The organism is Agrobacterium sp. CGMCC 11546 (assembly GCF_013365515.1).
Taxonomy (GTDB): domain Bacteria; phylum Pseudomonadota; class Alphaproteobacteria; order Rhizobiales; family Rhizobiaceae; genus Agrobacterium; species Agrobacterium fabrum.
In genome coordinates this window covers 426,579-452,543 of the sequence record NZ_CP047388.1, presented here as the reverse complement: position 1 = coordinate 452,543, position 25,965 = coordinate 426,579, and the positions used below count along the sequence as shown (strand labels likewise).

The 25,965-nt window shown below is 60.4% G+C and carries 24 protein-coding genes; 18 read left to right on the top strand and 6 right to left on the bottom strand.

Going from position 1 to position 25,965, the window contains the following annotated elements; translation table 11 throughout:
- Positions 1–140: 140 nt before the first annotated feature.
- The 3 genes from GSF67_RS16885 to GSF67_RS16875 all read left to right on the top strand — a co-directional run bounded on the left by GSF67_RS16885 (position 141) and on the right by GSF67_RS16875 (position 2,851).
- Positions 141–1,826 (top strand): GMC oxidoreductase, encoded by a 1,686-nt coding sequence (locus GSF67_RS16885; protein WP_006315540.1) that lies wholly within the window; start codon positions 141–143, stop codon positions 1,824–1,826.
- Positions 1,826–2,386, top strand: a complete 561-nt coding sequence (locus GSF67_RS16880; RefSeq protein WP_006315541.1) for a gluconate 2-dehydrogenase subunit 3 family protein — start codon at positions 1,826–1,828, stop codon at positions 2,384–2,386. The genes GSF67_RS16885 and GSF67_RS16880 overlap by 1 nt, the downstream gene beginning before the upstream one ends.
- Positions 2,387–2,455: 69 nt before the next feature.
- Positions 2,456–2,851, top strand: coding sequence for a cytochrome c family protein (locus tag GSF67_RS16875; protein WP_035216428.1), 396 nt, complete (start codon positions 2,456–2,458; stop codon positions 2,849–2,851).
- A 55-nt stretch (positions 2,852–2,906) separates the two neighbouring features.
- On the opposite strand, the gene GSF67_RS16870 is transcribed toward GSF67_RS16875, so the two are convergent.
- The 4 genes from GSF67_RS16870 to GSF67_RS16855 form a co-directional block, all read right to left on the bottom strand.
- Entirely contained in the window at positions 2,907–3,257 is a 351-nt protein-coding gene (locus GSF67_RS16870) for a DUF488 domain-containing protein (protein WP_006315544.1), read from the bottom strand.
- Positions 3,258–3,448: 191 nt separating this feature from the next.
- Entirely contained in the window at positions 3,449–5,362 is a 1,914-nt protein-coding gene (locus GSF67_RS16865) for a PhoX family phosphatase (RefSeq protein WP_006315546.1), read from the bottom strand.
- A 128-nt stretch (positions 5,363–5,490) separates the two neighbouring features.
- The gene (locus GSF67_RS16860; RefSeq protein WP_176072047.1) at positions 5,491–6,207 is read right to left on the bottom strand and encodes a 4'-phosphopantetheinyl transferase; all 717 of its coding nucleotides are present in this window, start codon (positions 6,205–6,207) and stop codon (positions 5,491–5,493) included.
- Between the two features lie 212 nt (positions 6,208–6,419).
- Positions 6,420–7,607, bottom strand: a complete 1,188-nt coding sequence (locus tag GSF67_RS16855; RefSeq protein ID WP_006315550.1) for an acyl-CoA dehydrogenase — start codon at positions 7,605–7,607, stop codon at positions 6,420–6,422.
- A gap of 96 nt (positions 7,608–7,703) precedes the next feature.
- On the opposite strand from GSF67_RS16855, the gene GSF67_RS16850 reads away from it, so the two are divergent.
- The 8 genes from GSF67_RS16850 (at position 7,704) to GSF67_RS16815 (ending at position 16,340) form a co-directional block, all read left to right on the top strand.
- On the top strand, positions 7,704–8,624 hold the full coding sequence (locus tag GSF67_RS16850) for a LysR family transcriptional regulator (protein ID WP_006315552.1): 921 nt from the start codon (positions 7,704–7,706) through the stop codon (positions 8,622–8,624).
- Between the two features lie 134 nt (positions 8,625–8,758).
- Entirely contained in the window at positions 8,759–9,820 is a 1,062-nt protein-coding gene (locus GSF67_RS16845) for a LacI family DNA-binding transcriptional regulator (protein ID WP_006315554.1), read from the top strand.
- The gene (locus tag GSF67_RS16840) at positions 9,817–10,839 is read left to right on the top strand and encodes an ABC transporter substrate-binding protein (protein WP_006315558.1); all 1,023 of its coding nucleotides are present in this window, start codon (positions 9,817–9,819) and stop codon (positions 10,837–10,839) included. The genes GSF67_RS16845 and GSF67_RS16840 overlap by 4 nt, the downstream gene beginning before the upstream one ends.
- A 166-nt stretch (positions 10,840–11,005) precedes the next feature.
- Entirely contained in the window at positions 11,006–11,833 is an 828-nt protein-coding gene (locus tag GSF67_RS16835) for an ABC transporter permease (protein WP_006315560.1), read from the top strand.
- Positions 11,830–12,609, top strand: coding sequence for an ABC transporter permease (locus GSF67_RS16830; protein ID WP_006315562.1), 780 nt, complete (start codon positions 11,830–11,832; stop codon positions 12,607–12,609). Before GSF67_RS16835 ends, GSF67_RS16830 begins: the two co-directional genes overlap by 4 nt.
- A complete protein-coding gene (locus tag GSF67_RS16825; RefSeq protein ID WP_006315564.1) occupies positions 12,602–13,627 on the top strand; it encodes an ABC transporter ATP-binding protein in 1,026 nt (341 codons plus the stop codon). Before GSF67_RS16830 ends, GSF67_RS16825 begins: the two co-directional genes overlap by 8 nt.
- A 2-nt stretch (positions 13,628–13,629) precedes the next feature.
- Positions 13,630–14,550, top strand: coding sequence for a nucleoside hydrolase (locus tag GSF67_RS16820; protein ID WP_006315565.1), 921 nt, complete (start codon positions 13,630–13,632; stop codon positions 14,548–14,550).
- Positions 14,547–16,340 (top strand): adenine deaminase, encoded by a 1,794-nt coding sequence (locus tag GSF67_RS16815; protein WP_006315566.1) that lies wholly within the window; start codon positions 14,547–14,549, stop codon positions 16,338–16,340. The genes GSF67_RS16820 and GSF67_RS16815 overlap by 4 nt, the downstream gene beginning before the upstream one ends.
- Before the next feature lie 51 nt (positions 16,341–16,391).
- On the opposite strand, the gene GSF67_RS16810 is transcribed toward GSF67_RS16815, so the two are convergent.
- Positions 16,392–17,093, bottom strand: coding sequence for a DNA helicase (locus GSF67_RS16810; RefSeq protein WP_035216426.1), 702 nt, complete (start codon positions 17,091–17,093; stop codon positions 16,392–16,394).
- Positions 17,094–17,309: 216 nt separating this feature from the next.
- Complete coding sequence (locus GSF67_RS16805) at positions 17,310–18,482, bottom strand: M20 aminoacylase family protein (RefSeq protein WP_035216430.1); 1,173 nt, start codon at positions 18,480–18,482, stop codon at positions 17,310–17,312.
- A 212-nt stretch (positions 18,483–18,694) separates the two neighbouring features.
- Here GSF67_RS16805 and GSF67_RS16800 point away from each other — a divergent pair, with 212 nt between their 5' ends.
- The 7 genes from GSF67_RS16800 (at position 18,695) to GSF67_RS16770 (ending at position 25,948) form a co-directional block, all read left to right on the top strand.
- Positions 18,695–19,402 (top strand): phosphoribosyltransferase, encoded by a 708-nt coding sequence (locus GSF67_RS16800; protein ID WP_006315568.1) that lies wholly within the window; start codon positions 18,695–18,697, stop codon positions 19,400–19,402.
- 205 nt (positions 19,403–19,607) lie between these two features.
- Positions 19,608–20,663: a dipeptidase gene (locus tag GSF67_RS16795; protein WP_035216431.1), complete on the top strand. Its 1,056-nt coding sequence runs from the start codon at positions 19,608–19,610 to the stop codon at positions 20,661–20,663.
- A gap of 50 nt (positions 20,664–20,713) precedes the next feature.
- Positions 20,714–22,354, top strand: a complete 1,641-nt coding sequence (locus tag GSF67_RS16790) for an ABC transporter substrate-binding protein (RefSeq protein WP_006315571.1) — start codon at positions 20,714–20,716, stop codon at positions 22,352–22,354.
- An 18-nt stretch (positions 22,355–22,372) separates the two neighbouring features.
- Positions 22,373–23,440 carry an ABC transporter permease gene (locus GSF67_RS16785; RefSeq protein ID WP_006315572.1) on the top strand — a complete coding sequence of 356 codons (1,068 nt, stop codon included), beginning with the start codon at positions 22,373–22,375 and terminating at the stop codon, positions 23,438–23,440.
- Entirely contained in the window at positions 23,437–24,369 is a 933-nt protein-coding gene (locus GSF67_RS16780) for an ABC transporter permease (protein ID WP_006315573.1), read from the top strand. Before GSF67_RS16785 ends, GSF67_RS16780 begins: the two co-directional genes overlap by 4 nt.
- Positions 24,366–25,202 (top strand): ABC transporter ATP-binding protein, encoded by an 837-nt coding sequence (locus GSF67_RS16775; protein ID WP_006315574.1) that lies wholly within the window; start codon positions 24,366–24,368, stop codon positions 25,200–25,202. The genes GSF67_RS16780 and GSF67_RS16775 overlap by 4 nt, the downstream gene beginning before the upstream one ends.
- Entirely contained in the window at positions 25,199–25,948 is a 750-nt protein-coding gene (locus GSF67_RS16770; RefSeq protein WP_006315575.1) for an ABC transporter ATP-binding protein, read from the top strand. The genes GSF67_RS16775 and GSF67_RS16770 overlap by 4 nt, the downstream gene beginning before the upstream one ends.
- The last annotated feature ends 17 nt before the right edge of the window (positions 25,949–25,965 follow it).

The window sequence follows — 25,965 nt, the reverse complement described above, 5'->3', positions numbered from 1 at the left end:
AAAACCAGAACCGCTCCCCGGCGGCGGGTTTCGCCGGGGCGCATGAGGTTCGACAGACGCATATCCAGTTTCCGCCGCATTGCGACGGGGAGCGCTTCGTCTCGTCGAGTTTTTCCCAAAGACCACTCGGAGGAGTTATCATGGCAGACAATCATTATGATGCGATTGTTGTCGGCTCAGGCATCAGTGGAGGCTGGGCCGCGAAGGAACTCACGCAAAAGGGCCTGAAAGTCCTGATGCTGGAGCGTGGCCGCAATATCGAGCACGTCACCGATTACCAGAATGCCGACAAGGAAGCCTGGGATTATCCCCATCGCAACCGCGCCACGCAGGAGATGAAGGCGAAATATCCCGTCCTCAGCCGCGATTACCTGCTGGAAGAAGCAACACTCGGCATGTGGGCCGATGAGCAGGAAACGCCCTATGTCGAGGAAAAGCGCTTCGACTGGTTCCGCGGTTATCATGTCGGCGGCCGCTCATTGCTCTGGGGGCGCCAGACCTATCGCTGGTCGCAGACCGATTTTGAGGCCAATGCGAAAGACGGCATCGCCGTCGACTGGCCGATCCGTTATGAAGACGTCTCCCCCTGGTATGACTATGTCGAGCGTTTTGCCGGCATCTCCGGCAGCCGCGAGGGGTTGGATATTCTTCCCGATGGCGAATTCCTGCCGCCCATTCCGCTCAATTTCGTCGAGCAGGATGTGGCGAGCCGGCTGAAGAAGGCGTTCAAGGGCACACGCCACCTCATCAATTCGCGCTGCGCCAACATTACCCAGGAACTTCCTGATCAGGAGCGCACCCGCTGTCAGTTCCGCAACAAGTGCCGGTTGGGCTGTCCTTTCGGCGGTTATTTCAGCACGCAGGCCTCGACCCTGCCTGCGGCAGTTGCCACCGGCAATCTCACTTTGCGGCCCTTCTCCATCGTCAAGGAAATCCTCTACGACAAGGACAAAAAGAAAGCGCGCGGCGTCGAAATCATCGATGCCGAGACGAACCTGACCTATGAATATACCGCCGACATCATCTTCCTCAACGCCTCGACGCTGAACTCGACCTGGGTGCTGATGAATTCGGCGACCGACGTCTGGGACGGCGGGCTTGGCAGCAGTTCCGGTGAACTCGGCCATAATGTGATGGACCACCATTTCCGCATGGGCGCCACCGGCCAGGTGGAAGGTTTCGAGGACTTCTACTTCAAGGGCCGCCGTCCGGCGGGGTTCTACATTCCGCGTTTCCGAAATACCGGCGATGACAAGCGCAAATATCTGCGTGGTTTCGGTTATCAGGGCTCCGCCAGCCGTTCGCGCTGGGAGCGGGAAATTGCCGAACTCAATATCGGTGCCGACTACAAGGAAGCGCTGACGGAGCCCGGCGGCTGGACCATCGGCATGACCGCCTTCGGCGAAATGCTGCCCTATCACGACAACCGCGTGAAGCTCGATCATGACAAGAAGGACAAATGGGGCCTGCCGGTCCTCTCCATGAATGTCGAGATGAAGCAGAACGAACTCGACATGCGCGAAGACATGGTCAATGACGCCGTCGAGATGTTCGAGGCGGTCGGCATCAAGAACGTCAAGCCCTCGCGGGGTACCTACGCCCCCGGCATGGGCATTCACGAAATGGGAACCGCCCGCATGGGACGCGACTCGAAAACCTCCGTCCTCAACGGCAATAACCAGGTCTGGGATGCACCCAATGTCTTCGTCACCGACGGCGCCTGCATGACCTCAGCCTCCTGCGTCAACCCGTCCTTGACCTACATGGCGCTGACGGCGCGTGCCGCCGATTTTGCCGTTTCCGAACGCAAGAAGGGGAACCTGTGATGAACAGACGCGAACTCTTGAAACTGATAGCCATTGCCACAGGCCTTCCGCTGATTGGCGCGGATGTCCTCACGGCTGCGGAAAACGCCGCCAAGCCCGCCGCCGGCGGCCATGTGTTCAGCCCGGAGGAAATCCGGTTTCTGGACGAGGTCGCGGAGACCATCATTCCCCGCACCTCCACGCCGGGTGCGAAGGATGCTGAAGTGGGTGCATTCATGGCGGTCTATGCCGCCGATTGCTATACCGACGAGCAGCGGACGCTTTTCCTTGCGGCAATCCCTGAAATAGAGAAACGCAGTCAGGCAGACCATAAAAAGGGCTTTCTGGATCTGACGACAGAGCAAAAGCAGACGTTGCTCTCCGCGCTGGACAAGCAGGCCAAGGCGGAGCAGACGCCGGCAAAGCCGCATGCCTTCACGCTCGTCAAGCAGTTGACGCTGCTCGGTTTCTTCACCTCGAAGATCGGCGCGACGGAAGTCCTCGTCTACGACGAGATTCCCGGTGGTTTCGAAGACCGCGTTCCCTACAAGAAGGGCACGCCTGCCTGGGGCACGACCTGAACGGAAAACCATCGGCCCGTCCGCATTTCCGGGCGGGCCGCATTCATGCGGCAAGACAAGGATGACACGATGCGCAATATATCAATCATCGCGGCAGCGATGCTCGCGGCCACCACGGTCCCCGCTCTTTCGGAGGGCGATGTTGCCAAGGGGGAGGCGGTCTTCAAGCGCTGTTCCGCCTGTCACGCCATCGGCGAGGGCGCCAAAAACCGGGTCGGCCCGCAGCTTAACGGCATCATCGGACGCGCAGCCGGCGGCGTGCCTGATTATACTTATTCGAGTGCGATGAAAAAAGCGGGTGAGGACGGGCTCGTCTGGACCCAGGAAGAATTGCGGGATTTCCTCAGCGCGCCAAAAAAGAAAATACCCGGAAACAAGATGGCGCTGGCTGGCATCAGCAAACCGGAAGATCTGGACAATCTCATCGCCTATATCGAAAGCGCCGCCTCGAAGCCGGCCGAATAAAGCTGCAGAACTTGCCGGGCAGACAGAGTTCGGTCTGCGGGCGAGGCGGCGAGATTCAGTGCGAACGGAGATAGTCGGCGAGAACGAGGGCGTGATTATGTTCCGTGTCATGGGCGGCATAAAGCAGTGTCACGCGCCCCTCGGCCATAAATGCCTTCATGCGCGCCACGGCGTCCGGGTTGGCTGACAGTTCAGCGTCATAGTGGCGGATGAATTCCGCAAAGCGTGACGGCATATGGGAAAAATTCTTGCGCAATTCGTTGCTCGGCGCGATCTCCTTCATCCAGATGGAAAGTTGTGCGGTTTCCTTGCGCATGCCACGCGGCCAGAGCCGGTCCACCAGGATGCGCGCACCGTCATCGTCGCTGGCAGGCTCATAAATCCGTTTGACCCTTATCTCGTGCATGGGCGCCCTCCTCGCTTGGCAAGCGGACGATTTACAACATTATTTCTGGAATTGCGCCCAAAAATCACCCCGCCAGCGACATGCCGAGATCGCTGACAACAAAACGCCCTGCGTCCTTTGGGCGCACGGCGTCCAATATCGCGGAACCGGAGAGCTGTTTGTCGCGATCCGGTTCCGCTTAGGCCAAAACGTTAGCCGATCTTCGCGTTGTCGTCGCGCTTGATGGCGATGACCGTCGAGCGCGGCAGCTTGCCTTCGCCGTCCGGGAAGGGGGCATCGGGATGCTGGATGCCGACGAAGTGGGTGCGCTTGTCGCCGGACCAGGTCTGGCCGGTGACTTCGGACCCCTTTGGGGCGGTCAGGAAGCGCTCGATACGGCCGGTGGCCGGGTCGCCCGCCAGCATCTGGTTGTTGCCCTGGCCGGCAAAATTGCCTTCATTGCTGTCTTCGCCGTCGGTCTGAATCCAGAGCAGGCCGGTCGAATCGAACATCATGCCGTCAGGCGAGTTGAACATGTTGCCTTCGTTGATGTTTGCCGACCCGGCATAGGCGTCCTTGTGAACGGTGGGGTTGCCGGCCATGCAGAACAGGTCCCACTTGAACTTGGCGTCCGCATGGTCGTCATTTTCCGGATACCAGCGCACGATCTGGCCGTATTCGTTCTTTTCGCGCGGGTTGGCGGCATTGATGGTCATGGCGTCGCCGCCGGCATTGGCGCGCAGCTTGCCGTCCTTCATTTCGCCGCGGCGGCTGTTGTTGGTCAGCGCGCAATAGGCCTCAATGGCGACCGGGTTGATCGCGACCCATTCCGGGCGGTCCATGGTCGTCGCACCCACCTTGGAAGCGGCCTGGCGGGTGAAGACGCAGATTTCGTCGATCTTCATGCCTGTCGTTTCCGGCGTGAGAGCGACCCACTCGCCGGCGCCGTCATCGGCGAACTTGGCGACATGGAGCGTGCCTTCGTCCAGCAGCTTGGAGGTGTCGCCGCCCGGCACGTAAATGCCGTTGGAGACGAATTTATAGAGGAACTCGCCACGCTCGTCGTCACCCATATAAACGACGACGCGGCCGTCGCGGGCAATCACTACAGCTGCGTTTTCGTGCTTGATGCGTCCAAGCGCAGTGCGCTTGATCGGGGTGGACTTGGCGTCCGAAGGATCGATCTCGACCACGTAACCGGCGCGGCGCGGCTCATTCGGGTTCTTGGCGACGTCGAAACGCGCATCGAACTTCTCATAGGCATAACGTGTCTCGGCGACGATGCCATAACGCTTGTAATCGTCAGGCAGCTTGAAGGCGACATCGGTGGTGCCGAAATAGCCGTTGAAGTTTTCTTCGCAGGTGAGATAGGTGCCCCACGGTGTGCGGCCGGCACCGCAATTGTTGAAGGTGCCAAGACAGTCGACACCCTTTGGATCGGCGGCGGTCTTGACGAGATCGGAACCGGCGGCCGGGCCGGAAAGCGTCATCGGTGTGTTGTGATGAATGCGGCGGTTGAAGGGGCTGTCGAGAACGATCTGCCAGCCATCGGTACCTTCGGCGACTTCCATGACGGTGACGCCCTGCATGTTCTGCAGGATTTTCACGTCGTCGGCCGTCTTCGGATTGCCTTTTTCGGCATGCGGCAGGTTGGTTTCCGGGTTCACATATTCATGGTTGACGGCGATCAGTTGATGCGCGCCGACCATGAACAGTTCCATGCCATCGGTGTTCTCGCCGAAGACCTTGTCGGAGTTTTCGACGCTGACGCCCTTGGCGGGGTCGAGATCGGGGACGTTGGAAAACAGCGGCTGGCCCCATTTGGCAACCGGCTTCCAGCTATAGCCTTCCGGAACGTGAATGGTGTGGTCGGTCGCGGCCGCCACCGGCTTGAACTGGAAGCGCGAGGTGGCTGCCTGCCCCGCTTCGGCCGATGTGCTGCTCATCAGGTTGCCAAGCGTGCCCATGGCGGCCGCAGCCGAACCGAAGGCAAGCACGCCGCCGAGAAAACCGCGGCGGGAAATCGCGCTTTCGACCACGCGGTCAAAATCGGTTTCGGCCGGCGGCGGATTTTGCAGTTCGTCCCACGCGTCCCAGGACAGCTTGCTCGTATCGATGTCGGTCATGTCTTGTCTCCACCGTTCAATGTTTGGAATCATTCCAACAGGCTGCGTATCGTCTGAGTGTTTCACTCGGATGACGGGAAGAACGACTTAAAATATGAATTTTGGAGACCAGAATCGTGCAATTTCTCTCAATGCGGGAGAAGGACGCGGGTGAGCAGAAGACCTTCGAAATGGCCAAAACGGAAGGGAACCTCCGTTCCTTTGCGCCATCCGCCGTCCAGGTCGGCGGTCAGCCGCAGGGCTCCTGAACCCTCCTCATCGTAGGCGGATAATTCTGCCGCCTCGAAAAAGAAAAGCCGTTTGACAGTTGGATAAAGCGCCTTGAACAGGCTCTCCTTGGCCGAAAAAATCAGCCCGGTCATGAACGGATCGATGACGTTGCCGAGGCTGTGAAGCTCCTGATTTGTCAGGGCCTGCGTTGCGATATCACCGGCTTCCTCTTCGCTCAAAAGCTTCTCGATATCGATGCCGATGCCGCAAAACCTGCTGCCGACGCCGGCAAGGGCAATCGCCCGGTCACCGCTGTGGGAAATCGCGCCGACAACGCCGTCTGGCCAGATCGGCGCCCGATCCTCTCCCATTCCGGGAAATATTGCCTGCCCGGTGAGGCGACGTATGGCTTCCGCTGCGCATCGGCGTCCCGCCAGAAACTCCACCTTGCGTTTGGGCACTGCCCGCAGAAGCTGCGGCGGCAGCGAAGCGGCCATATCGGCGGCGGGTTCTTCGTCAGGGTTATAGCGAAGGGTGAGGCAATGGCATTCGCCGCTGTTGTCCGGCCACGGCCAGACGGCCGCCGGTGCAGCATCGGGAAAGGTGTCCTTATGAGATGCCGGCACGATCGCCATAATCTTCCCCTTGTTTCACCGGGCGGGTCAAAGCCGCAAACATCGCCTCGTCAATCAGGACCGGAGAGAAACGGCATCCTATCAGCCATATCATCCGGTCTTGCAATCCCCTCGCCAAGCGCTTGGAACGTCAGCATCGGAGTTCGAAAACAAAAGGCCTTCGAAGCGAACTTCGAAGGCCTTTTCCCGGTGTAGGGGATGCGGATGAAACCTTAGAAAAACGCCTGAATGCCAGTCTGCGCCCGGCCGAGGATCAGCGCGTGCACGTCATGCGTGCCCTCATAGGTATTCACCGTTTCAAGATTCTGGGCGTGGCGCATGACGTGATATTCGATCTGGATGCCGTTGCCGCCATGCATGTCGCGGGCCTGTCGGGCGATATCCAGCGCCTTGCCGCAATTGTTGCGCTTGACGATGGAGATCATTTCCGGCGCCATCTTGTGTTCGTCCATCAGCCGGCCGACGCGCAGCGATGCCTGTAGGCCGAGTGCGATCTCGGTCTGCATGTCGGCGAGCTTCTTCTGGTAGAGCTGCGTGCCGGCCAGCGGCTTGCCGAACTGTTTGCGGTCGAGACCATATTGCCGGGCGCGGAACCAGCAATCTTCAGCAGCGCCCATCACGCCCCAGGAAATGCCGTAGCGGGCGCGGTTGAGGCAGCCGAACGGGCCTTTCAGGCCGGAAACGTCAGGCAGCAGCGCGTCTTCGCCGACTTCCACGCCATCCATGACGATCTCGCCTGTTATCGAGGCGCGCAGCGAAAGCTTGCCGCCGATCTTGGGGGCGGAAAGACCCTTCATGCCCTTTTCCAGCACGAAACCCCTGATCTCATTGTCGTGGGCTTCGGATTTCGCCCAGACGACGAAGACATCGGCGATTGGCGCGTTGGAAATCCACATTTTCGAACCGCGCAGGCGATAACCGCCCTCGATCTTTTCGGCGCGGGTCTTCATGCCGCCCGGATCGGAACCGGCATCCGGCTCGGTCAGGCCGAAACAGCCGATCAGCTCGCCGGAAACGAGGCCCGGCAAGTACTTCTTCTTCTGTTCGTCCGAGCCGTAAGCGAAGATCGGGTGAATGACGAGCGAGGACTGCACGCTCATCATCGAGCGGTAACCGCTGTCGATCCGCTCCACCTCGCGGGCGACCAGACCATAGGCCACGTAGCTGGCATTGGCGGCGCCATATTCTTCCGGCAGGGTGACGCCGAGCAGGCCGGTGCGGCCCATCAGGCGGAAGAGTTCCGGTTCGGTGGTTTCGGAAAGATAGGCTTCCGAGATGCGCGGCAGCAGTTCGGATTTGCCGAAGGCCTCGGCGCTGTCGCGGATCATCCGCTCGTCATCGGTCAGTTGGTCTTCGAGCAGAAAAGGGTCCTGCCAATTAAATGCTGCGCGTTCGCTCACTGTGTGCCTCCGGATTTGCTGCCCGGATTATTCTTATCCCAGCCGTCGCGCACAAGCCATGTTTACTCATTTTTGCATTACCTATAGTAATAGGTCATGACGTCTCTCAGCCGTAAACTCCTGCCCTCCACCAGTGCGCTTGCCGCCTTTGATTCCGTTGCCCGGCTTGGCAGCTTTTCAGCCGCTGCCGATGAGCTTGCATTGACGCAAGGGGCGATCAGCCGTCAGGTTATGTCACTGGAAGAACAGCTTGGCGTGCGCCTGTTCGAACGCGGCGCGCGCGGAGTGTCGCTGACGACCGAGGGTAGTGCTTACGCAAAATCGATCGCGGCGGCGCTTGGCGAGATACGCTCCGCCTCGCTGCAGATCATGACCAAAACGCATGGCAATACGCTGAACCTTGCGATGCTGCCCACCTTCGGCACCCGCTGGCTTTTGCCGCGCATCCCGGATTTTGTGACAAACCATCCGGAAATCACCATCAATTTCGCCACCCGCATCGGCCAGTTCGATTTTGAGCGCGAGCAGCTGGATATGGCGATCCATATCGGCCAGGCCGACTGGCCGGGGGCGGAAAGCACCTTTCTCATGCATGAAATGGTCGCGCCGGTTTGCAGCCCGCAATTCCTCAGCGCCCACCCGGTGGAAAAGGGCGAGGATATCGCCGCCCTGCCATTGCTGCATATGGCCTCGCGGCCGGGAGCCTGGGGCCACTGGTTCGAAAGCCTTGGCCTGTCGCTCGTGCTGCCGCAGGGCATGCGCTTCGAGCAATTCTCCAGCGTGGCGCAGGCCTGCATTGCCGGGCTTGGCGTGGCGCTGATGCCGCTGTTCCTGATCGATAACGAGCTGAAATCCAAGCAACTGGTGAAAGCCTTCGATCATCAGGCGAGAAGCCCCAGTTCCTATTATGCGGTGGCGCCGCTTTCGCGTGCCAATCACGCGCCTGTCGTGCTGTTTCGGCATTGGCTGGTGCGTCAGGTCGAGGCTTATCGCGCAGCCAGCACCCAGGCCTTGTAAAAATAATCGCTCTTTTTTCGGGCATTTAACCCTTGTGCCCAGCTTTTCGCCGCATTTCGCCGGCGAAGGACTCGACAGCAGGGCGCGCCTCGCTTATCCTGATTAAACGTTTAATCAGCCTTTCCGGACCATCCATGGCGTCGTCACGGCCTGCCACCAATCTGAGCGCGATAGCAGCGGCACTCGGCGTGTCGGTGGCAACGGTGTCCAATGCGCTCTCCGGCAAGGGCCGTGTTTCGCCCGATCTGGTGGAGCGCATTCGCAAGACGGCAAGTGAATTGGGCTATGTGCCGAGTTCGGCGGGCAGGGCGTTGCGCACCGGCAGATCAGGGGTTCTCGGGCTCGTCCTGCCTGATATCGCCAACCCTCTTTTCCCACAGATCGCACAGGCCATCGAAAAAGCAGCAGTCTCTGCCGGTTATGGCGTGCTGATTGCCGATGCGCGCGGCGAGATCGCCATGCAGACTGACGCCATCAACCGGCTGATCGAGCGCGGAGTGGACGGCATGGTCATCGTTCCTCGCCGGGGCACGCGCATCTCCGGCGTCGATTGCCCTGTCGCCATCATCGACAGCCCTTCTACGCCCGGAAACACCGTCGCTGCCGACCATTGGGATGGCGGCCGGCAGGTGGGCGACTATCTCGCAAACCTCGGCCACCGCAAGGTGGTGCTGGTGGGCAAGAACCGCGATTCCAACGTGCAGAACGACCGTCTCGGCGGCATTCGCGATGGTCTCGGCAAGGCCTGTGTGACCCGGACGCTCTGGATCGACAGCATCGAAGAGGCTGACGGTGCGGGCTGCCGGCTGGGGCTTGCCGATCTGGTGGCGGATGGTTTCACCGCCTTTGCCGCCATTTCCGACCTCCATGCGCTGCGGGCGCTCACCGAATTGCAGCGTGAGGGCATCGATGTGCCGGAGGAGGCAAGCGTCACCGGTTTTGACGATCTCATCTTTTCCGCCGTGGTCACCCCGCCGCTCACGACCATGCGCATGGATATGGGGCGCATCGCTGATCTGGCCGTCGGGGCGCTGCTGCGCGCCATCGACAGCGCCGGCGACAACGGCGTCGCCATCGATGTGACGGCGGAAATCTCGAAAGTACCGATGGCGCTGATCATGCGCGGTTCCACCGGCAAGACAAAGCATGATGCGATTGAAGCCAAAAAAACGACAGCAGGAGAACTCACACCATGAAAAAAATCATTCTTGCATCGGGCACCGCCCTGATGCTGACGATGGGAGCGGCGCAAGCGCAGGACAAGACGCTGACGATCTCGGTCTACGCCTTCGCGCAGGACGAATTCAAGGAACTGGTCTATGCGCCGTTTGAAGCAAAATGCGGCTGCAAGCTGGTGGTCGAAACCGGCAACAGCGTCGAACGTCTTGCCAAGATGGAAGCCAACAAGGCCAATCCGGTGGTCGATCTCGCCATCGTCTCCATGGCCGATGCGCTATCAGCCACCCGCAAGGACCTGATCCAGAAGATCGATGCGTCCAAGGTTCCGAATATCGAAAAGCTCTATGACATCGCCAAGGACCCGAATGGCGACGGCATGAGCGTCGGCGTCAATTTCTACGCAACGTCCATCGTCTACCGCACCGACAAGATGGAGATCGACAGCTGGGCCGATCTCCTGAAGGACGGCATTGTCGATCACGTCGCCTTCCCGAATGTCACCACAAATCAGGGCCCGCCGGCGCTTTACATGCTCGGCAAGGCGATTGGCAAGGATACGCCTGATCTTGCCGGCGCCATCGCGGCCGTGGGTGAGAAGAAGGACGATATCGTCACCTTCTACGTCAAGTCATCGCAGCTGGTGCAACTGATGCAGCAGGAAGAAATCTGGGCAGCCCCCATCGGCCGCTTCTCCTGGGCGCCTTTCACCAAGCTCGATCTGCCGCTCGCCTGGGCAACGCCCAAGGAAGGCCAGACCGGCGGCATGAACGTGCTCGTCGTGCCGAAGGGCGGAAAGAACGAGGAGCTTGCGCTGCAATTCATGGATTTCTGGCTGTCGACCGACGTTCAGAAGGCATTGGCTGAAAAGCTGGTGGACAGCCCGACCAATAAGGAGGTCAAGGTGTCCGACGAGGTGGCGAACAACATCACCTATGGTGACGAGACCGCCCGCAGCCTGCAGCTCATTCCGTCCGACGTGACGCTCGATAACCGCGACAAGTGGCTGTCGGAGTGGAATTCCAAGGTCGGCCAGTAAGTCCTTTCACCATTTGGAATGGGGCATCGAAACGTCCGCGAGGGCGGCTCCATTCCGGGAAAAGCGGTTCGGTCGTCCCCTGACCGCTTTTCCACCCTCTTTTTCGCAGGCCGATCCTTCCGGCTGCCATAACAACCGGCCTTGGAGCCGTTCAGGGAATAAACCGATGTTTCAGAACCGGGCCGAAGCGCTGGCGCTTGCATTGCCCGCCGCAATTTTCGCGGCGGCGGTCTTTCTTGTGCCGGTCTTCATGCTTCTGTCGGAGGGCTTCCGCACCGCTGACGGCTGGACATTGTCGGCCTATGGCGCCTTCTTTTCCGATCCGCTGAACCAGACGGTTTTCCTGCGTACGCTCAAACTCGGCGCGCTTGTTACCGTCGTCTCGGCCGTGGTGGGTTATGCGGCGGCGTTTGCCATCATCAACTTATCGCCGGGCAAGAAAGGCCATGTGGTCAATCTCGTCGTGCTGCCGCTGATGATCTCGCCGGTTGCCCGTACCTACGCATGGATCGTCATTCTCGGCAGAACCGGCATCGTTAATCAGGCGCTGCAGGCGGTGGGCCTGAGCGACGCGCCGATCCGCATCCTGTTTTCCGAAACGGCCGTTTTCATCGGCCTTCTGCAACTGTTCCTGCCGCTGATGATCATCTCGCTCATCAGCGCGCTGGAAAACATGCCGAAGGACACGATCGCCGCTGCCCGCGTGCTCGGCGCAAACTGGTTTCAGGTGTTCTGGAAGGTCATCCTGCCGCTCACCAAGGAAGGGCTGGTCGTCGGCGGCACGCTGGTCTTCACCGGTTCGCTGACGGCCTATATCACGCCAGCCATTCTCGGTGGTTCGAAGGTGCTGATGCTGGAAACCCTGCTTTACCAGCAGGTCACGGTCTCCAATAATTTCGTCGCCGCCAGTGTCATCGCCTTCATTCTGATCGTCATGAGCTTTGCCGCCAATATCCTCTTGAAGCGCATTGCCACCGCAAGGAACAAGAAATGACCCGGCAGCTCTTCATTCCGCTCACGCTCCTTCTTGTCGTCGGTTTCCTCATCGGGCCGTTCCTCATCATCGTTGCCGCCTCTTTTTCGGCCGGCGATACGCTCGCCTTTCCGCCGCAGGGCTTTTCGCTGAAATGGATCGCCAAGGTCTTCACGGTCGAGAGTTTCCGCGAGAGCTTTGCCATGTCGATGTTCCTTGCCATCGGCGGCACGTTCACGGCGCTCATCCTCGGCATTCCCGCTTCCTACGCCATGTCGCGCTACAAGCTGCCTTTTGCCGAAACCGTGCGCACCATCGTTTCCGCGCCGATCATCGTGCCCGGCATCATCGTCGGCCTTGCGCTGCTGCGCTATTTCGTCGTGCCCTTCGGCATCGGCATCACGCTTGCCCTGTTTCTAGCTCACACTGCGCTCATCCTGCCTTATGCGGTGCGGGTGGTATCGGCCAGCCTCAACAACCTGCGCTCCGATATAGAGGAGGCGGCGGTGCTGCTTGGCTCGTCGCGGCTTGGTGCCTTTTTCCGGGTGGTGCTGCCCAATATACGCGGTGGCATCCTGTCGGCTTTCATTCTCGGTTTCGTGACGAGTTTCAACCAGGTGCCGGTATCGCTGTTCCTCTCCGGTCCCGGCGTGCGCACATTGCCCATCGATATGCTGGGTTACATGGAAATCGTCTTTGATCCTTCCGTTGCAGCCCTTTCCTCGCTGCTCGCCTTCCTTTCCATCGGCATCGTCTTTATGGCCGAACGTTTCCTGGGGTTCTCCCGTTATGTCTGACGCAAATTATCTTTCGCTCAACAAAGTCTCGCTCGCTTATGGCAACAGCATCGCCGTCAAGGATCTCGATCTCGATATCCGCAAGGGCGAGCTTCTCGCGCTGCTTGGGCCTTCCGGCTGCGGCAAGACAACGACGATGCGCGCCATTGCCGGGCTGATGCCGGTGGCAGGCGGGCGTATTGATCTCGATGGCGCCGATATTACCCGCGTCGCGGCCAACAAGCGTGCCGTCGGGCTGGTGTTCCAGTCCTATGCGCTATTCCCCCATCTGACTGTTTACGAAAACGTCGCCTTCGGCCTGAAACTTAAGGGCATGAGCGGCAAGACGCTTGACGACAAGGTCGCCTCCGGCCTGAAATCGGTGGGCTTGTCCAATTTCGCCTCCCGCAAGCCGGCGGAACTTTCCGGCGGCCAGCAGCAGCGCGTGGCGCTGGCGCGCTCCATGGTCATGGAGCCAAAGGTGCTGCTGCTCGACGAGCCGCTCTCCAACCTCGATGCCCGCCTGCGCCTTGAAATGCGCACCGAATTGCAGCGCGTGCAGAAAGAAACCGGCGTGACGATGATCTTCGTCACCCATGACCAGATCGAGGCTTTGGCGCTGGCCGACCGTATTGTCGTCATGAAGGGCGGCAAGATTGAGCAGATCGGCACGCCTGAGGAAATTTATAACGCGCCGGTTTCGTCCTTCGTGGCTGACTTCGTCGGCTTCGAAAACATCTTCGCGCTGGAAGACGGCGCGTTGAAAACCGCAAACGGCAAGACATCACTTACCGGACCAGTCCCTTCAGCATCTGGACTGGCCTGGCGGCCGCGCATGGTAACCCTTGGTTCAGGTCCTTTCCAGGGAACCGTGCGCGGCACATCCTTTGCCGGCAACAGCCGCGAATATCTGCTGGACACGCCGCTTGGCCCCATCAAGGCAGAAACCGACGCCGCCCTTGCTGCGCACGCCATCGGTGATACGCTCGCCTTCGATCTGCCGGTCGAAAAAGCGGCAAGCCTCAAGGTGTTCAACTGACGATGGGCGTGTGGATCGATACCGATATGGGCTTTGACGATATCGCCGCCATCATGGTGGTGCAATCGGCGGGCCTCGCAATCGACGGCATCTCTTTGGTGTTCGGCAATGCCACGCTGGATGCGGTCTGCCGCAATGCCGCAGGCGCCGTAGCAAGCTTCGGCTGGTCGATGCCGATCCATCAGGGCCGCGCCATGCCCGTCCTCGGCGCGCTCGAAACCGCGCAGTCCATCCTCGGTGAAAGCGGCATTCCGACCGCCGGCCAAAGCTTGCCGGATGCGCCGGCTCTGCCAAAAAGCGATGCCTTTACCGCTCTCTGCAACTGGCTGGAGGGTGAAGGCGAAAAGCGCATCCTCGCGCTCGGCCCGCTCACCAATATCGCTGCCCTCTGTCTTGCGCGGCCCGATTTTGCCGCCAGAATTTCCGACCTCACCTGGATGGGGGGCGGGCTTACCAGCGGCAACCACACGGCATCGGCCGAATTCAACGCCTTCGCCGATCCCGAGGCACTGGCAATCGTGCTCGCCCATGGCCTGCCGCTGCGCATGGTCGATCTCGATGCCTGCCGCAAGGTCATGGCCTCGCCCGCCGATGTCCTGCCGATCCGCACCGCCGACGGCAGGAATGCGGGCCTTATTGCCGATCTGTTTGATGGTTTCATCGGCATTGCCACCAGTCGCGGTAGGGCTGCCATGGCGCTTTACGATCCCGTCGCCGCAGTCGGCTTTACCTCCGATCATCTCGGCTGGCAGCAGGCGCGCATCGATGTCGAACTTCATGCCTCGCTGACGCGGGGAAGAACCGTGGTCGAGACACGCGCGGAGAAGGTGACAGACTTTAACGCCCAGTTTGCCGTGACCGTTGATGCTGGAGCCGCAAAGGCCGCCATATTGGAAGCATTGCGCCGGGAGGCGGCGCGATGAGCGCGCAAATCCGCCTGGCGGAACCTGCCGATCTCAACGATGACACCTTGCGCACCCGTGCGGTTGCCGCCGCGCGTGGTGATCAGCGTTTTGATGTTCTCATCACCGGCGGAACATTGGTGGATGTGGTGACGGGCGAGCTTCGCCCTGCCGATATCGGCATTGTCGGAGCGCTGATCGCCAGCGTTCACGAACCGGCAAGCCGCAGCGATGCCGCGCAGGTGATCGACGCGGGCGGGGCCTATGTCTCGCCGGGGCTGATCGACACGCATATGCACATCGAAAGCTCGATGATCACGCCGGCCGCCTATGCGGCAGCGGTTGTCGCCCGCGGCGTCACCACCATCGTCTGGGACCCGCATGAATTCGGCAATGTGCATGGTGTCGATGGCGTGCGCTGGGCGGCGAAGGCGATCGAAAACCTGCCCTTGCGCGCCATTCTGCTCGCCCCTTCCTGCGTGCCGTCAGCACCGGGGCTGGAGCGTGGCGGTGCGGATTTCGATGCCACCATTCTCGCTGATCTCCTCTCCTGGCCGGAAATTGGCGGAATTGCGGAAATCATGAACATGCGCGGCGTCATCGAGCGCGATCCGCGCATGAGCGGCATCGTCCAGGCCGGGCTCGCCGTGGAAAAGCTGGTTTGCGGCCATGCGCGCGGTCTTGGTGGCGCCGATCTCAATGCCTTCATGGCGGCGGGCGTTTCTTCCGATCACGAGCTTGTCTCGGGCGAAGACCTGATGGCAAAGCTCAGGGCGGGAATGACGATCGAGCTGCGCGGCTCGCACGATCACCTGCTGCCGGAATTCGTGGAGGCACTGAATAAGCTCGGCCACCTGCCGCAGACGGTGACGCTCTGCACCGACGATGTTTTCCCTGACGACCTGTTGCAGGGCGGCGGGCTGGATGATGTGGTGCGCCGTCTTGTGCGTTATGGCATGAAGCCCGAATGGGCGCTGCGCGCCGCGACGCTGAACGCTGCGCAAAGGCTTGGCCGTTCCGATCTCGGCCTCATCGCCGCCGGTCGCCGTGCTGATATCGTCGTTTTCGAGGATTTGAGCGGTTTTACCGCCCGTCATGTGCTCGTAAGCGGCAGGCCCGTTGCGGAAGATGGCCGTATGCTGGTCGACATTCCCGCATGCGACACGACGGCGCTCGAAGGCTCGATGAAGCTTCCGCCACGCATGGCCGATGATGTCAGGGTAAAATCCGAGGGCGCGAAGGTACGCCTCGCCACCATCGACCGCCCGCGTTTCACGCAATGGGGTGAGACGGAAGCCAACGTGAAGGACGGTTTTGTCGTTCCGCCCGAAGGGACGACGATGATCTCCGTCACCCACCGCCACGGTATGGCCGAGCCCACCACAAAAACCGGCTTCCTCACCGGTTGGGGAACATGGAACGGCGCCTTCGCCACCACCGTCTCGCATGACAGCCACAACCTTACCGTTTTCGGTGGCAACGCAGAGGACATGGCGCTCGCCGCCAATGCGGTGATCGGCACCGGCGGCGGCATGGCCGTTGCCTCCGAAGGCAAGGTCACCGCGATCCTCCCGCTGCCGCTCTCCGGCCTCGTATCCGATGCGCCGCTTGAAGAGGTGGCGCGGGCTTTCGAGGACTTGCGCGAAGCCGTCGGCAAGGTGGTGGAATGGCAGCCGCCCTATCTCGTCTTCAAGGCCTGCTTCGGCGCCACGCTCGCCTGCAATATCGGCCCGCACCAGACGGATATGGGCATTGCCGATGTGTTGACGGGGAAGGTGATGGAAAGCCCGGTCATCGAGGTTTTACGATAATAACGTCAGGACCGGCTGCCGCGATGTCGTCGTCGTGGCAGCCGGGGCCTGTCAGTTCACATTGTGAAGCTGCGCTTCGCCATTATGCAAAAAGCAGGCTTTGGTGAAGAGGCCCAAATCCAGCAGGTTGGGCAGGCGGATATCGCGCATATCGGGAAGCCGCTTGTTTTCAGGATCAAACGAGCGGTCAACCTGCGAGATGAATGCGAAAATGACGCCGGTCTTCTGTGAGAATTCGCCAAGGGCGGTTACCTGTTGCGACAGGTCCGGCTTGCGCCGCTGCTGGTCGAGTATCTGCAGATAATCGATCACGGCAAAGGTGCCGGGTCTGGCCGGTGACAAATGGCGGATGATGTAATCCGCGCATATCTCGTCCGATGTCACGATCTCGGTTTCTCTTTTTCCGGCCGCATGTTTTTCGATTCGCTTTCGCGCCTGCTGCTCCGTCATTTCGAGCGTGAACAGAACAGACTGCCGTCCGTCCTCGGCTGCCGCGCGCAAAAGTTCAAAACCAAGCGCTGTCTTGCCCTGGCCTGGGCGGCCGGCAAGCAGAAGCATGTCGCCATGCACGATGCGGGAGAACAGGTTTTCGGATAAGGAGCCCGCCGCAACGTGAGCGGACAGCAGGCTCCACCGTGCAAATCCTTCCTCGCGCGCGATCTGGTCCAGTGCTTCGTGCAGGGGAATGGCATTGTTTCGGACCATGAGTTTGGCCCGCCGTTTTAACTGAAAAATCGGAGTAGAAAGTTTCATCAAAAGACCTCTATTTCGGGTCTGAAACGCAATCCCTCCTTATGCGAATGCCCGAACAGACGGTTCGATGATGATATTACCCCGCATGTCGAATGCTTCCCCGAAAGGAGGGGGGAGGCGTGGGTTGCGCCTGCGCGCAGAAATTACCGCGCCCAGTGATTCGCCACAAGCGTCCGAGGTATCGCCGGTCGAAAAACGGCAGGCAGCAAAATGGGGCTACTCCGCCGCCAGTTCCTGCTCCACCAATGTCGCCCAGAACGCCACGCCGGGCACGATGGCCGCATCGTTGAAGTCGTAGGAGGTATTGTGGTGCAGCGCGCCATCCACCGCCGGGCCGTTGCCGAGCCAGACGTAGCAGCCGGGGGCTTCGCCGGCGAAGAAAGCGAAGTCGTCACCGGCGGTCGAGGGCGGGAAGGTGGTGCGGGCCTTGGTGCCGAACACTGTTTTTGCGGCGCGCAGCGCCCTCTTCGTCGCGTCCACCTCATTGATGACGGGCGGAATGCGGCGGATGAAGTCGTACTGCGCCTCGATGCCGAACATCGCCGCCGTGCCTTTGGCCAGCCGGCCGATCTCCGCCTCCAGCTGGTCGCGCACATCTGCCGCATAGGCACGTGCCGTACCGCCGATTTCGACGAGATCGGGAATGACGTTGAGCGCCTTCGGGTCGCCCGCCTGCACCGAACAGGCGCTGACCACGGCCGGTTGCAGCGGATCGATGACGCGGCCGACGATGGTTTGCAGCGAGGCGAGGAAGGTGCCCGCCGCCGTTATGGGGTCACGGCCGAGATGTGGCTTGGCACCATGGGTGCCGATGCCCTTGAAGGTGACACGCCAGCTGTCGGAAGAGGCAAGCTGCGGGCCTTCCACCACGGCCATTTCGTCAAGCCCTAGCCCCGGCATATTGTGCAGGCCATAGACCGCATCGCAGGGGAACAGGTCGAACAGCCCGTCTTCCACCATTTTTTTCGCGCCACCCCGGCCCTCTTCGGCCGGCTGGAAGATGAAATGCACGGTGCCGGAAAAGTCGCGAGTCTTGGCGAGGTAACGCGCGGCACCCAGCAGCATGGCAGTATGGCCGTCATGGCCGCAGGCATGCATCTTGCCGGGAAATTTCGATTTATAGGGCCGCTCGGGCACCTCAGGCATGGCGAGAGCATCCATGTCGGCGCGAAGACCAATGCTGCGGGTGCCGTTACCCACCTGCAACGTGCCCACAACGCCGGTACCGCCGAGACCGCGATGCACCTTCAGCCCGGCGCGCTCGAGCAGATCGGCGACGATGGCGCTGGTTCTTTCCTCTTCGAAACCCAGTTCCGGATGCGCGTGCAGATCATGACGAAGCTCCGTCAGGAATGGCAGGTCCTCACCGATCCGGTCCAGCAGTCTCATGGGAAGCTTGTCCTTGAATATGGGGAAAACCCGCGTCATAGGTGGGTTTGTCCGAATGCCTGTTGCTTTTTTCTCTTCTAGCGGAAAAAGCCAATGAAATGAACCCGCCGCATGTGTGCGGTTGCTGAAATGCCTAATATGTCGAACGGGGTTGGCGAGGCTGAAAAAAACCGCATCCGTCTTGCGCCATTCCGCTCCTGAAAGGAAAACCGATGCCGTCATCCGCATCGCCCGCCGCCCAGTCTCCCGCCGCGCCGCACGAGTTTTGGCAGGACATTGTTCCGCCCGGCACCTTTGCGACGGCAGGCCCGCATTCCAGCTTCTTTCCGGCGGAACTGGATGACAACAGGCAGATCTGTCTGCCGATAAGGCCGCTTGCGGATGGCGAACATGCGCTTGCCTCGCTCATCGTCAATCAGGCCTCATTCGAGGTGCTGGAGGCGCTGGCGGCCGATCTTGCCGCCAAGCTCGCGCCGTTCAGCCCTGACGTCGTGATCGGCCTGCCGACGCTGGGCCTGACGCTTGCCGCTGCCGTTGCCCGCCATCTCGGCCATTCCCGTTACGTGCCGCTCGGCACTTCGCGGAAATTCTGGTATCTGGAGGAACTGTCGGTCCCGATGTCCTCCATCACAACCAAGCAGGAAAAGCGGCTTTATATCGATCCGCGCATGCTGCCACTCATCGAGGGCAAGCGGGTGGCGCTGGTGGATGATGTCATCTCCAGCGGTAGCTCCATTATTGCAGGCCTTTCGCTTCTCGCCTCATCCGGCATCAAGCCGGTGGTGATCGGCGCTGCCATGCTGCAATCGGATCGCTGGCGGGAAAAAATCGCCGCTTTCGGGTCGGAATGGCCGGAGCGGGTGAGGGGCGTTTTCGCCACGCCGCTGCTGACAAAAGCCGAAGGCGGCTGGCGGGCTTGACGTTGCGCAATTCGCGGCAAAAGGCAAGTGGTGATAATTTCACCGCTGCCTAATTTGCGTCTTGCGGAGCCGCGAGAGATCGTCCTAAGATCACTTCCGACAGATTAGAGCGGTCGGCGAAAAATGCGCCGGTTTGCTTTCGCGCGGTGTCATTCCGGCGTCTGCCCGCCCCCTTTGGTTTTGCCGCTTACTGGAATTTCTTGACATGCATGCAGTGTTCGACGGTCATAATGATGTGCTGCTTCGGTTGTGGCGCAACAGCAAGGCCGGTGGCGATCCGGTGGCTGAATTCAAGAACGGTACGCGCGAAGGCCATATCGATGGTCCACGCGCCAGGGCAGGCGGTCTCGGTGGTGGCATTTGCGCCATCTATATCCCATCAGGCGATCTGGTCCTGCAGGAACCGGACGAACAGGGCCATTACGACACGCCGCTCGCCGCGCCGCTGGAGCGCTTGCCTTCCCTCGATATCGCCATGGAGAAAGCGGCGATTGCGCTGAGGCTCGATCGTGCCGGTGCCTGGCGGCTCTGCCGCTCCACGGCTGATATTCGCAAGGCCTTTGCCGAGGATATTTTCGCCGCCGTGCTGCACATGGAAGGCTGCGAAGCGATCGGTGCCGATCTTGACGCGCTGGAGGTGTTTTATGCCGCCGGCCTGCGCTCACTCGGCCCGGTCTGGAGCCGGCACAATATTTTCGGCCATGGCGTTCCCTTCTCTTATCCCATGTCACCCGATACCGCGCCCGGTCTTACCGATGCCGGTTTCGCGCTGGTGAAGGAATGCAACCGGCTCGGCATTCTCATCGATCTCGCCCATATTACCGAAAAAGGCTTCTGGGATGTGGCAAAGACCTCCAACCAGCCTTTGATCGCCAGCCATTCGAACGCACATGCGCTCACCCCCGTCGCCCGCAATCTCACCGACCGGCAGATGGATGCCATCAGGGAGAGCGGTGGGCTGGTGGGCCTCAACTATGCCGTGACCATGCTCAGGCCCGATGGGCGTGACATTGCCGATACGCCGCTCTCCGACATGGTGCGCCATATCGACTACATGGTGGAACGCATGGGCATCGACTGCGTGGCGCTCGGATCGGATTTCGACGGCGCGACGGTACCTGTCGGCGTGGCCGATGCCAGCGGCAACCACAATCTGGTTGCGGCACTGAAATCGGCAGGTTACGGTGATGGAGAGCTTGCTAAAATCTGCCGGGAAAACTGGCTGCGTGTTTTGTCTCAGGCCTGGCACGAAGCGGCCTGAGAACAGTTTTAAGCGAACCAAATCAATCTTATAACAAAAGGGGAGATCCTATGATCAAATCGCTCAACAAATCCATGCGGGTCCTTAGCACCAGCGCCGCTCTGTCGCTGATGATGCTGTCGGCGCCGCACGTTTTCGCTGCCACGCCGGCCGACACGCTGGTCGAAGGTTTCGCCATCGACGACATCATCACGCTCGACCCGGGTGAAGCATTCGAACTGTCCGCCGCCGAAGTCACCGGTAACACCTACAGCAAGCTCGTCTCCATCGATCTCAACGACACGTCCAAAGTCATCGGCGATCTCGCCGAAAGCTGGACGACGTCCGAGGACGGCCTCACCTACACCTTCAAGCTGAAATCCGGTCTGAAATTCGCCTCCGGTAACCCGATCACCGCTGACGATGTGGCCTTCTCTTTCGAACGCGCCGTCAAGCTCGACAAGTCGCCGGCATTCCTGCTGACGCAGTTCGGCCTCAAGGGCGACAACGTCAATGAAAAAGCCAAGGCTGCGGATGCAAACACCTTTGTGCTGACGGTCGACAAGCCTTACGCGCCGAGCTTCGTGCTGAACGTGCTGACGGCAACGGTCGCCGCCGTGGTGGACAAGAAGCTCATCACCGAAAAGGCGAAGTCGGTTACGCCGAGCGCCGATTACAAATACGACACGGATTTCGGCAATGAATTCCTGAAGACCGGTTATGCCGGTTCCGGCCCCTACAAGATTCTTGGCTGGAAGGCCAACGAGGCCGTCATTCTGGAAGCCAACCCGAATTATTACGGTGAGAAGCCGAAGCTGAAGCGCGTCGTTTATCGCCATATGAAGGAAAGCTCGGGCCAGCGCCTGGCGCTTGAGAACGGCGATATCGACGTTGCCCGTAACCTCGAGCCCGGCGACATGGAAGCGGTTTCCAAGAAGGAAGGCCTTGCCGTCACCTCTGCGCCCAAGGGCACCGTTTATTACTTCAGCCTCAACCAGAAGAACGAGAACCTGAAGAAGCCGGAAGTCGTTGAAGCTCTGAAATATCTGGTTGACTATGACGCGATCGGCGCGACGATCATCAAGGGCATCGGTGAAGTTCACCAGACCTTCCTGCCGAAGGGCCAGCTCGGCGCGCTCGATGAGAACCCCTACAAGCTCGACGTTGCCAAGGCCAAGGAACTTCTCGCCAAGGCCGGCCTGAAGGACGGTTTCACCGTGACCATGGATGTGCGCAACACGCAGCCGGTGACCGGCATTGCCGAAAGCGTGCAGCAGACGCTGGCGCAGGCCGGCATCAAGCTGGAAATCATTCCCGGCGACGGCAAGCAGACCCTGACCAAATATCGCGCCCGCACGCATGATATCTATATCGGCCAGTGGGGTTCGGACTATTTCGATCCGAACTCGAATGCCGAAACCTTCACCATCAACTACGACAATTCCGATGAAGGCAAGAACAAGACGCTCGCCTGGCGCAATGCCTGGGATGTTCCTGATCTGACCAAGGAAACCCAGTCGGCGCTGCTGGAAAAGGACACTGCCAAGCGTGCCGCCATCTACCAGAACCTGCAGAAGGGAGTTCTGGCGAAGGGTCCCTTCGTCATCATCTTCCAGCAGACGGAAGTTGCCGGTTATTCAGCCAAGCTCAAGGGCCTGAAACTCGGACCGAGCTTTGACACCAACTACGTCTATACGATCTCGAAGGAATGATCCGGAAGGATCGGTCTCTTGAGCATCGTTGAAGCAAACAGCAGGGCGAGGCAGGGCAAACGCCGTGCCAACGCCCGTGCTAAGGCCATTATCGGCTTCGCCCTTACCGTCATCACCACCTTTCTGGGGTTGATGGCGGTCACATTTTTCATTGGCCGTGTCGTGCCGATCGATCCCGCACTGGCGATCGTCGGCGACCGTGCGCCTGCGCATGTGGTCGAGCGGGTGCGCGAGCAGCTCGGCCTCAACCTGCCGCTCTGGCAGCAGTTCTTCATTTATCTGAAACAGGCGCTGTCGGGTGATTTCGGCATCTCCGTCCTCACCACCAATCCTGTCATGGAAGATATCAAGCGGGTGTTTCCGGCGACGATCGAGCTTGCCACGATCGGCACCATCATCGGTGCCGTCTTCGGCATTCCGCTCGGTGTGCTCGCTGCCGTGAAACGCGGCAGCTTTGCCGACCAGGTCGTTCGCGTCATCGGCCTTATCGGCTATTCCGTGCCGATCTTCTGGCTTGGCCTCCTGGCGCTGCTGGTGTTTTACGCCCGGCTGCAATGGGTGGCTTATCCCGGCCGCATGGATATCGTCTACGAATTCACCTTCACGCCGGTCACGGGATTTTTCCTGATCGACGCGATCTGGCAACGGCAATGGGACGTGTTGTGGGATCTGTTCCGCCACATCATCCTGCCCGCCTCGCTGCTCGGCTATTTTTCGCTGGCCTATATCAGCCGCATGACGCGCTCCTTCATGCTGAACGAGCTTGCCCAGGAATATATTGTTGCGGCCCGCGCCAAGGGGCTTTCGGAAACCCGCATCATCTGGTTCCACGCGCTGCGCAACGCCGCCGTGCCGCTGGTGACAGTGATTGCGCTGTCTTACGCTGGCCTGCTGGAAGGGTCGGTGTTGACCGAAACCATCTTTGCCTGGCCGGGGCTCGGCCTCTACATCACCAATTCCCTGCAGAATGCGGATATGAATGCCGTTCTCGGCGGCACGATCGTGATCGGCGCCATCTTCGTCGGCATCAATCTCTTCTCCGATCTGCTTTACCGGACGCTCGATCCAAGGACGCGCAGCCGATGACGATTTCCACCGACACACTCAAACCCTATAGCCGCGAATGGCTGCTCTCCGACCGGCCGGCCTCGCGCAGGCAGGCCCGCCTTGGCCGGGCCTATGTCATCTGGCGGCGGTTTTCGGAAAACCGGCTGGCGCTGCTCGGGCTTGGCATCATCATCGCGCTGCTGTTCGTGGCGCTGTTTGCCAATGTGCTTGCCCCGCACGATCCGGTGCAGGGCGATCTGCGCAATGCCCGGCTTCTGCCGCCTGGCACCGCGGGGTATCTGCTCGGAACCGACGATCAGGGCCGCGACATTCTCTCGCGCCTCATCCACGGTTCGCGGCTGACCCTTTTCGTGGTGCTGCTGGTGGCCATCATAGCCGCGCCTATCGGGCTCATCGTCGGCACCGTCTCAGGTTATGCTGGCGGCTGGGTGGATGCCGTTCTGATGCGCATCACCGATATTTTTCTGGCCTTTCCGAAGCTGGTTCTGGCGCTTGCGCTGGTGGCCGCACTTGGACCGGGCATCGAAAATGCGGTACTGGCCATTGCGGTCACCTCATGGCCGCCCTATGCGCGCATCGCGCGCGCCGAAACCATGACCTTCCGCAATTCCGATTTCATCGCGGCGGTGAAGCTCATGGGCGCGTCGCCGTTTCGCATCGTCCTGAAGCACGTCATGCCGCTTTGCATGTCGTCGCTCATCGTGCGTGTCACGCTCGATATGGCGGGCATCATCCTCACCGCAGCCGGTCTCGGCTTCCTTGGCCTTGGGGCCCAGCCGCCGCTGCCGGAATGGGGCGCGATGATTGCTTCGGGACGCCGTTTCATTCTCGATCAATGGTGGGTTGCCGCCATGCCGGGTATTGCGATCCTGATCGTCAGCCTCGGTTTCAACCTTCTGGGCGATGGCCTGCGCGATGCGCTGGACCCCAAGGAGGCGAACCAATGAGCGCGCCGCTTCTGACTGTCGAGAACCTGCGCGTTTCCTTCCCCACCCGCACCGGGCTGGTGGAGGCGGTGCGGGGCGTCTCCTTCACGCTAGGCCGCGAGCGTCTTGGCATCGTTGGCGAATCCGGCTCCGGCAAGTCGCAGACTGGTCGCGCCATCATGGGGCTGACGCCGAAGAGCGCCCGTATCGAGGCCGATACGTTGCGTTTCGGTGATATCGATCTTCTTCGCGCCTCGGCAAAGGAAAGGCGGCTCATGCGCGGCAAACGCATGGCCATGATCCTGCAGGACCCGAAATATTCGCTGAACCCGGTCATGACCATCGGCCGCCAGATCATGGAAACGCTGCGCACCCATGAAAGCGTCAGTTCCAGCGAGGCGCGCCAGCGCACGCTCGCCATGCTGGAGGCGGTGCAGATCCGTGATCCCGAACGCGTGTTCGATCTTTATCCGCACGAGGTTTCCGGTGGCATGGGCCAACGCGTCATGATCGCCATGATGCTGGTCTGCGGCCCGGAATTGTTGATCGCCGATGAACCCACCTCGGCGCTCGATGTGACGGTGCAGCTGGAAGTGCTTGATATTCTCGACAAGCTGGTGCGCGACCGTGGCATGGGGCTGATCTTCGTCAGCCACGATCTCAGGCTCGTCTCCTCCTTCTGCGACCGTGTTCTTGTCATGTATGCCGGCAAGGTGGTGGAGGAGCTTTCTTCCGCCAATCTCAAGGAAGCGAAACACCCCTATACACAGGGTCTGTTGAACTGCCTGCCGGAAATTGGCGGCCATCGCCATCCGTTGCCCGTTCTGGAACGCAAGCCGGAGTGGCGCGCATGAGCACAGTTCTTTCCATCAGAGATATGGTGGTGGATTTCGACGGTTACATCGCGCTCGACAGCGTTAGCGTCGATGTCGCCGAGGGTGAATCCTTCGGCATCGTCGGCGAGTCCGGTTCAGGCAAATCGACCTTGCTACGCGCCATTGCCGGCCTCAACCATTTCGATGAAGGCTCGCTGATGGTGGCGGGGCGCTCCTACTCCAGCAGGCACCGCGACAAGAGTTTTTACAGCGATGTGCAGATGGTGTTTCAGGACCCCTATGGCTCGCTTCACCCGCGCCAGACGGTGGATGCACTGCTGCTGGAACCGCTCGTCATTCACGGTCTCGACAATCGCGAGCAGCGCATTGCCCGGGCGCTGGACGAAGTGGGTCTCGGCTCGGGTTTCCGTTTCCGTTATTCGCACCAGCTTTCCGGCGGCCAGCGCCAGCGCATCGCCATTGCCCGCGCGCTGATCGTGGAGCCGAAAATCCTGCTGCTAGACGAGCCGACCTCGGCGCTCGACGCCTCCATTCAGGCGGAAATCCTCAACCTGCTGGAACAGGCCCGCAAAGACCGCAACCTTACCTTTGTCATGGTCAGCCACGATCTCGGCGTCATCAGCCATATGTGCGATCGGCTGGCCGTGATGAAAAGCGGCAAGGTGGTGGAAATGCTGGAGGCCGAGGCGCTGGAAAGCCGCGAATTTACCGCTGACTATACAAGGCAGCTGCTGGTGGCGAGCGAGGGTTTCAAGCGCGCTTGATCTGATGAGAGAGTGCC

What these genes read in the sequence shown, in the direction of transcription:
- GSF67_RS16875 (WP_035216428.1), top strand. Translation starts at nt 2,456, where the DNA reads ATGCGCAATATATCAATCATCGCGGCAGCGATGCTCGCGGCCACCACG.
- GSF67_RS16800 (WP_006315568.1), top strand. Translation starts at nt 18,695, where the DNA reads ATGCCGTCATCCGCATCGCCCGCCGCCCAGTCTCCCGCCGCGCCGCAC.
- GSF67_RS16775 (WP_006315574.1), top strand. Translation starts at nt 24,366, where the DNA reads ATGAGCGCGCCGCTTCTGACTGTCGAGAACCTGCGCGTTTCCTTCCCC.
- GSF67_RS16770 (WP_006315575.1), top strand. Translation starts at nt 25,199, where the DNA reads ATGAGCACAGTTCTTTCCATCAGAGATATGGTGGTGGATTTCGACGGT.
- GSF67_RS16840 (WP_006315558.1), top strand. Translation starts at nt 9,817, where the DNA reads ATGAAAAAAATCATTCTTGCATCGGGCACCGCCCTGATGCTGACGATG.
- GSF67_RS16805 (WP_035216430.1), bottom strand. Translation starts at nt 18,482, where the DNA reads ATGAGACTGCTGGACCGGATCGGTGAGGACCTGCCATTCCTGACGGAG.
- GSF67_RS16865 (WP_006315546.1), bottom strand. Translation starts at nt 5,362, where the DNA reads ATGACCGACATCGATACGAGCAAGCTGTCCTGGGACGCGTGGGACGAA.
- GSF67_RS16780 (WP_006315573.1), top strand. Translation starts at nt 23,437, where the DNA reads ATGACGATTTCCACCGACACACTCAAACCCTATAGCCGCGAATGGCTG.
- GSF67_RS16850 (WP_006315552.1), top strand. Translation starts at nt 7,704, where the DNA reads ATGACGTCTCTCAGCCGTAAACTCCTGCCCTCCACCAGTGCGCTTGCC.
- GSF67_RS16795 (WP_035216431.1), top strand. Translation starts at nt 19,608, where the DNA reads ATGCATGCAGTGTTCGACGGTCATAATGATGTGCTGCTTCGGTTGTGG.
- GSF67_RS16870 (WP_006315544.1), bottom strand. Translation starts at nt 3,257, where the DNA reads ATGCACGAGATAAGGGTCAAACGGATTTATGAGCCTGCCAGCGACGAT.
- GSF67_RS16830 (WP_006315562.1), top strand. Translation starts at nt 11,830, where the DNA reads ATGACCCGGCAGCTCTTCATTCCGCTCACGCTCCTTCTTGTCGTCGGT.
- GSF67_RS16790 (WP_006315571.1), top strand. Translation starts at nt 20,714, where the DNA reads ATGATCAAATCGCTCAACAAATCCATGCGGGTCCTTAGCACCAGCGCC.
- GSF67_RS16815 (WP_006315566.1), top strand. Translation starts at nt 14,547, where the DNA reads ATGAGCGCGCAAATCCGCCTGGCGGAACCTGCCGATCTCAACGATGAC.
- GSF67_RS16880 (WP_006315541.1), top strand. Translation starts at nt 1,826, where the DNA reads ATGAACAGACGCGAACTCTTGAAACTGATAGCCATTGCCACAGGCCTT.
- GSF67_RS16860 (WP_176072047.1), bottom strand. Translation starts at nt 6,207, where the DNA reads ATGGCGATCGTGCCGGCATCTCATAAGGACACCTTTCCCGATGCTGCA.
- GSF67_RS16820 (WP_006315565.1), top strand. Translation starts at nt 13,630, where the DNA reads ATGGGCGTGTGGATCGATACCGATATGGGCTTTGACGATATCGCCGCC.
- GSF67_RS16885 (WP_006315540.1), top strand. Translation starts at nt 141, where the DNA reads ATGGCAGACAATCATTATGATGCGATTGTTGTCGGCTCAGGCATCAGT.
- GSF67_RS16825 (WP_006315564.1), top strand. Translation starts at nt 12,602, where the DNA reads ATGTCTGACGCAAATTATCTTTCGCTCAACAAAGTCTCGCTCGCTTAT.
- GSF67_RS16835 (WP_006315560.1), top strand. Translation starts at nt 11,006, where the DNA reads ATGTTTCAGAACCGGGCCGAAGCGCTGGCGCTTGCATTGCCCGCCGCA.
- GSF67_RS16845 (WP_006315554.1), top strand. Translation starts at nt 8,759, where the DNA reads ATGGCGTCGTCACGGCCTGCCACCAATCTGAGCGCGATAGCAGCGGCA.
- GSF67_RS16810 (WP_035216426.1), bottom strand. Translation starts at nt 17,093, where the DNA reads ATGAAACTTTCTACTCCGATTTTTCAGTTAAAACGGCGGGCCAAACTC.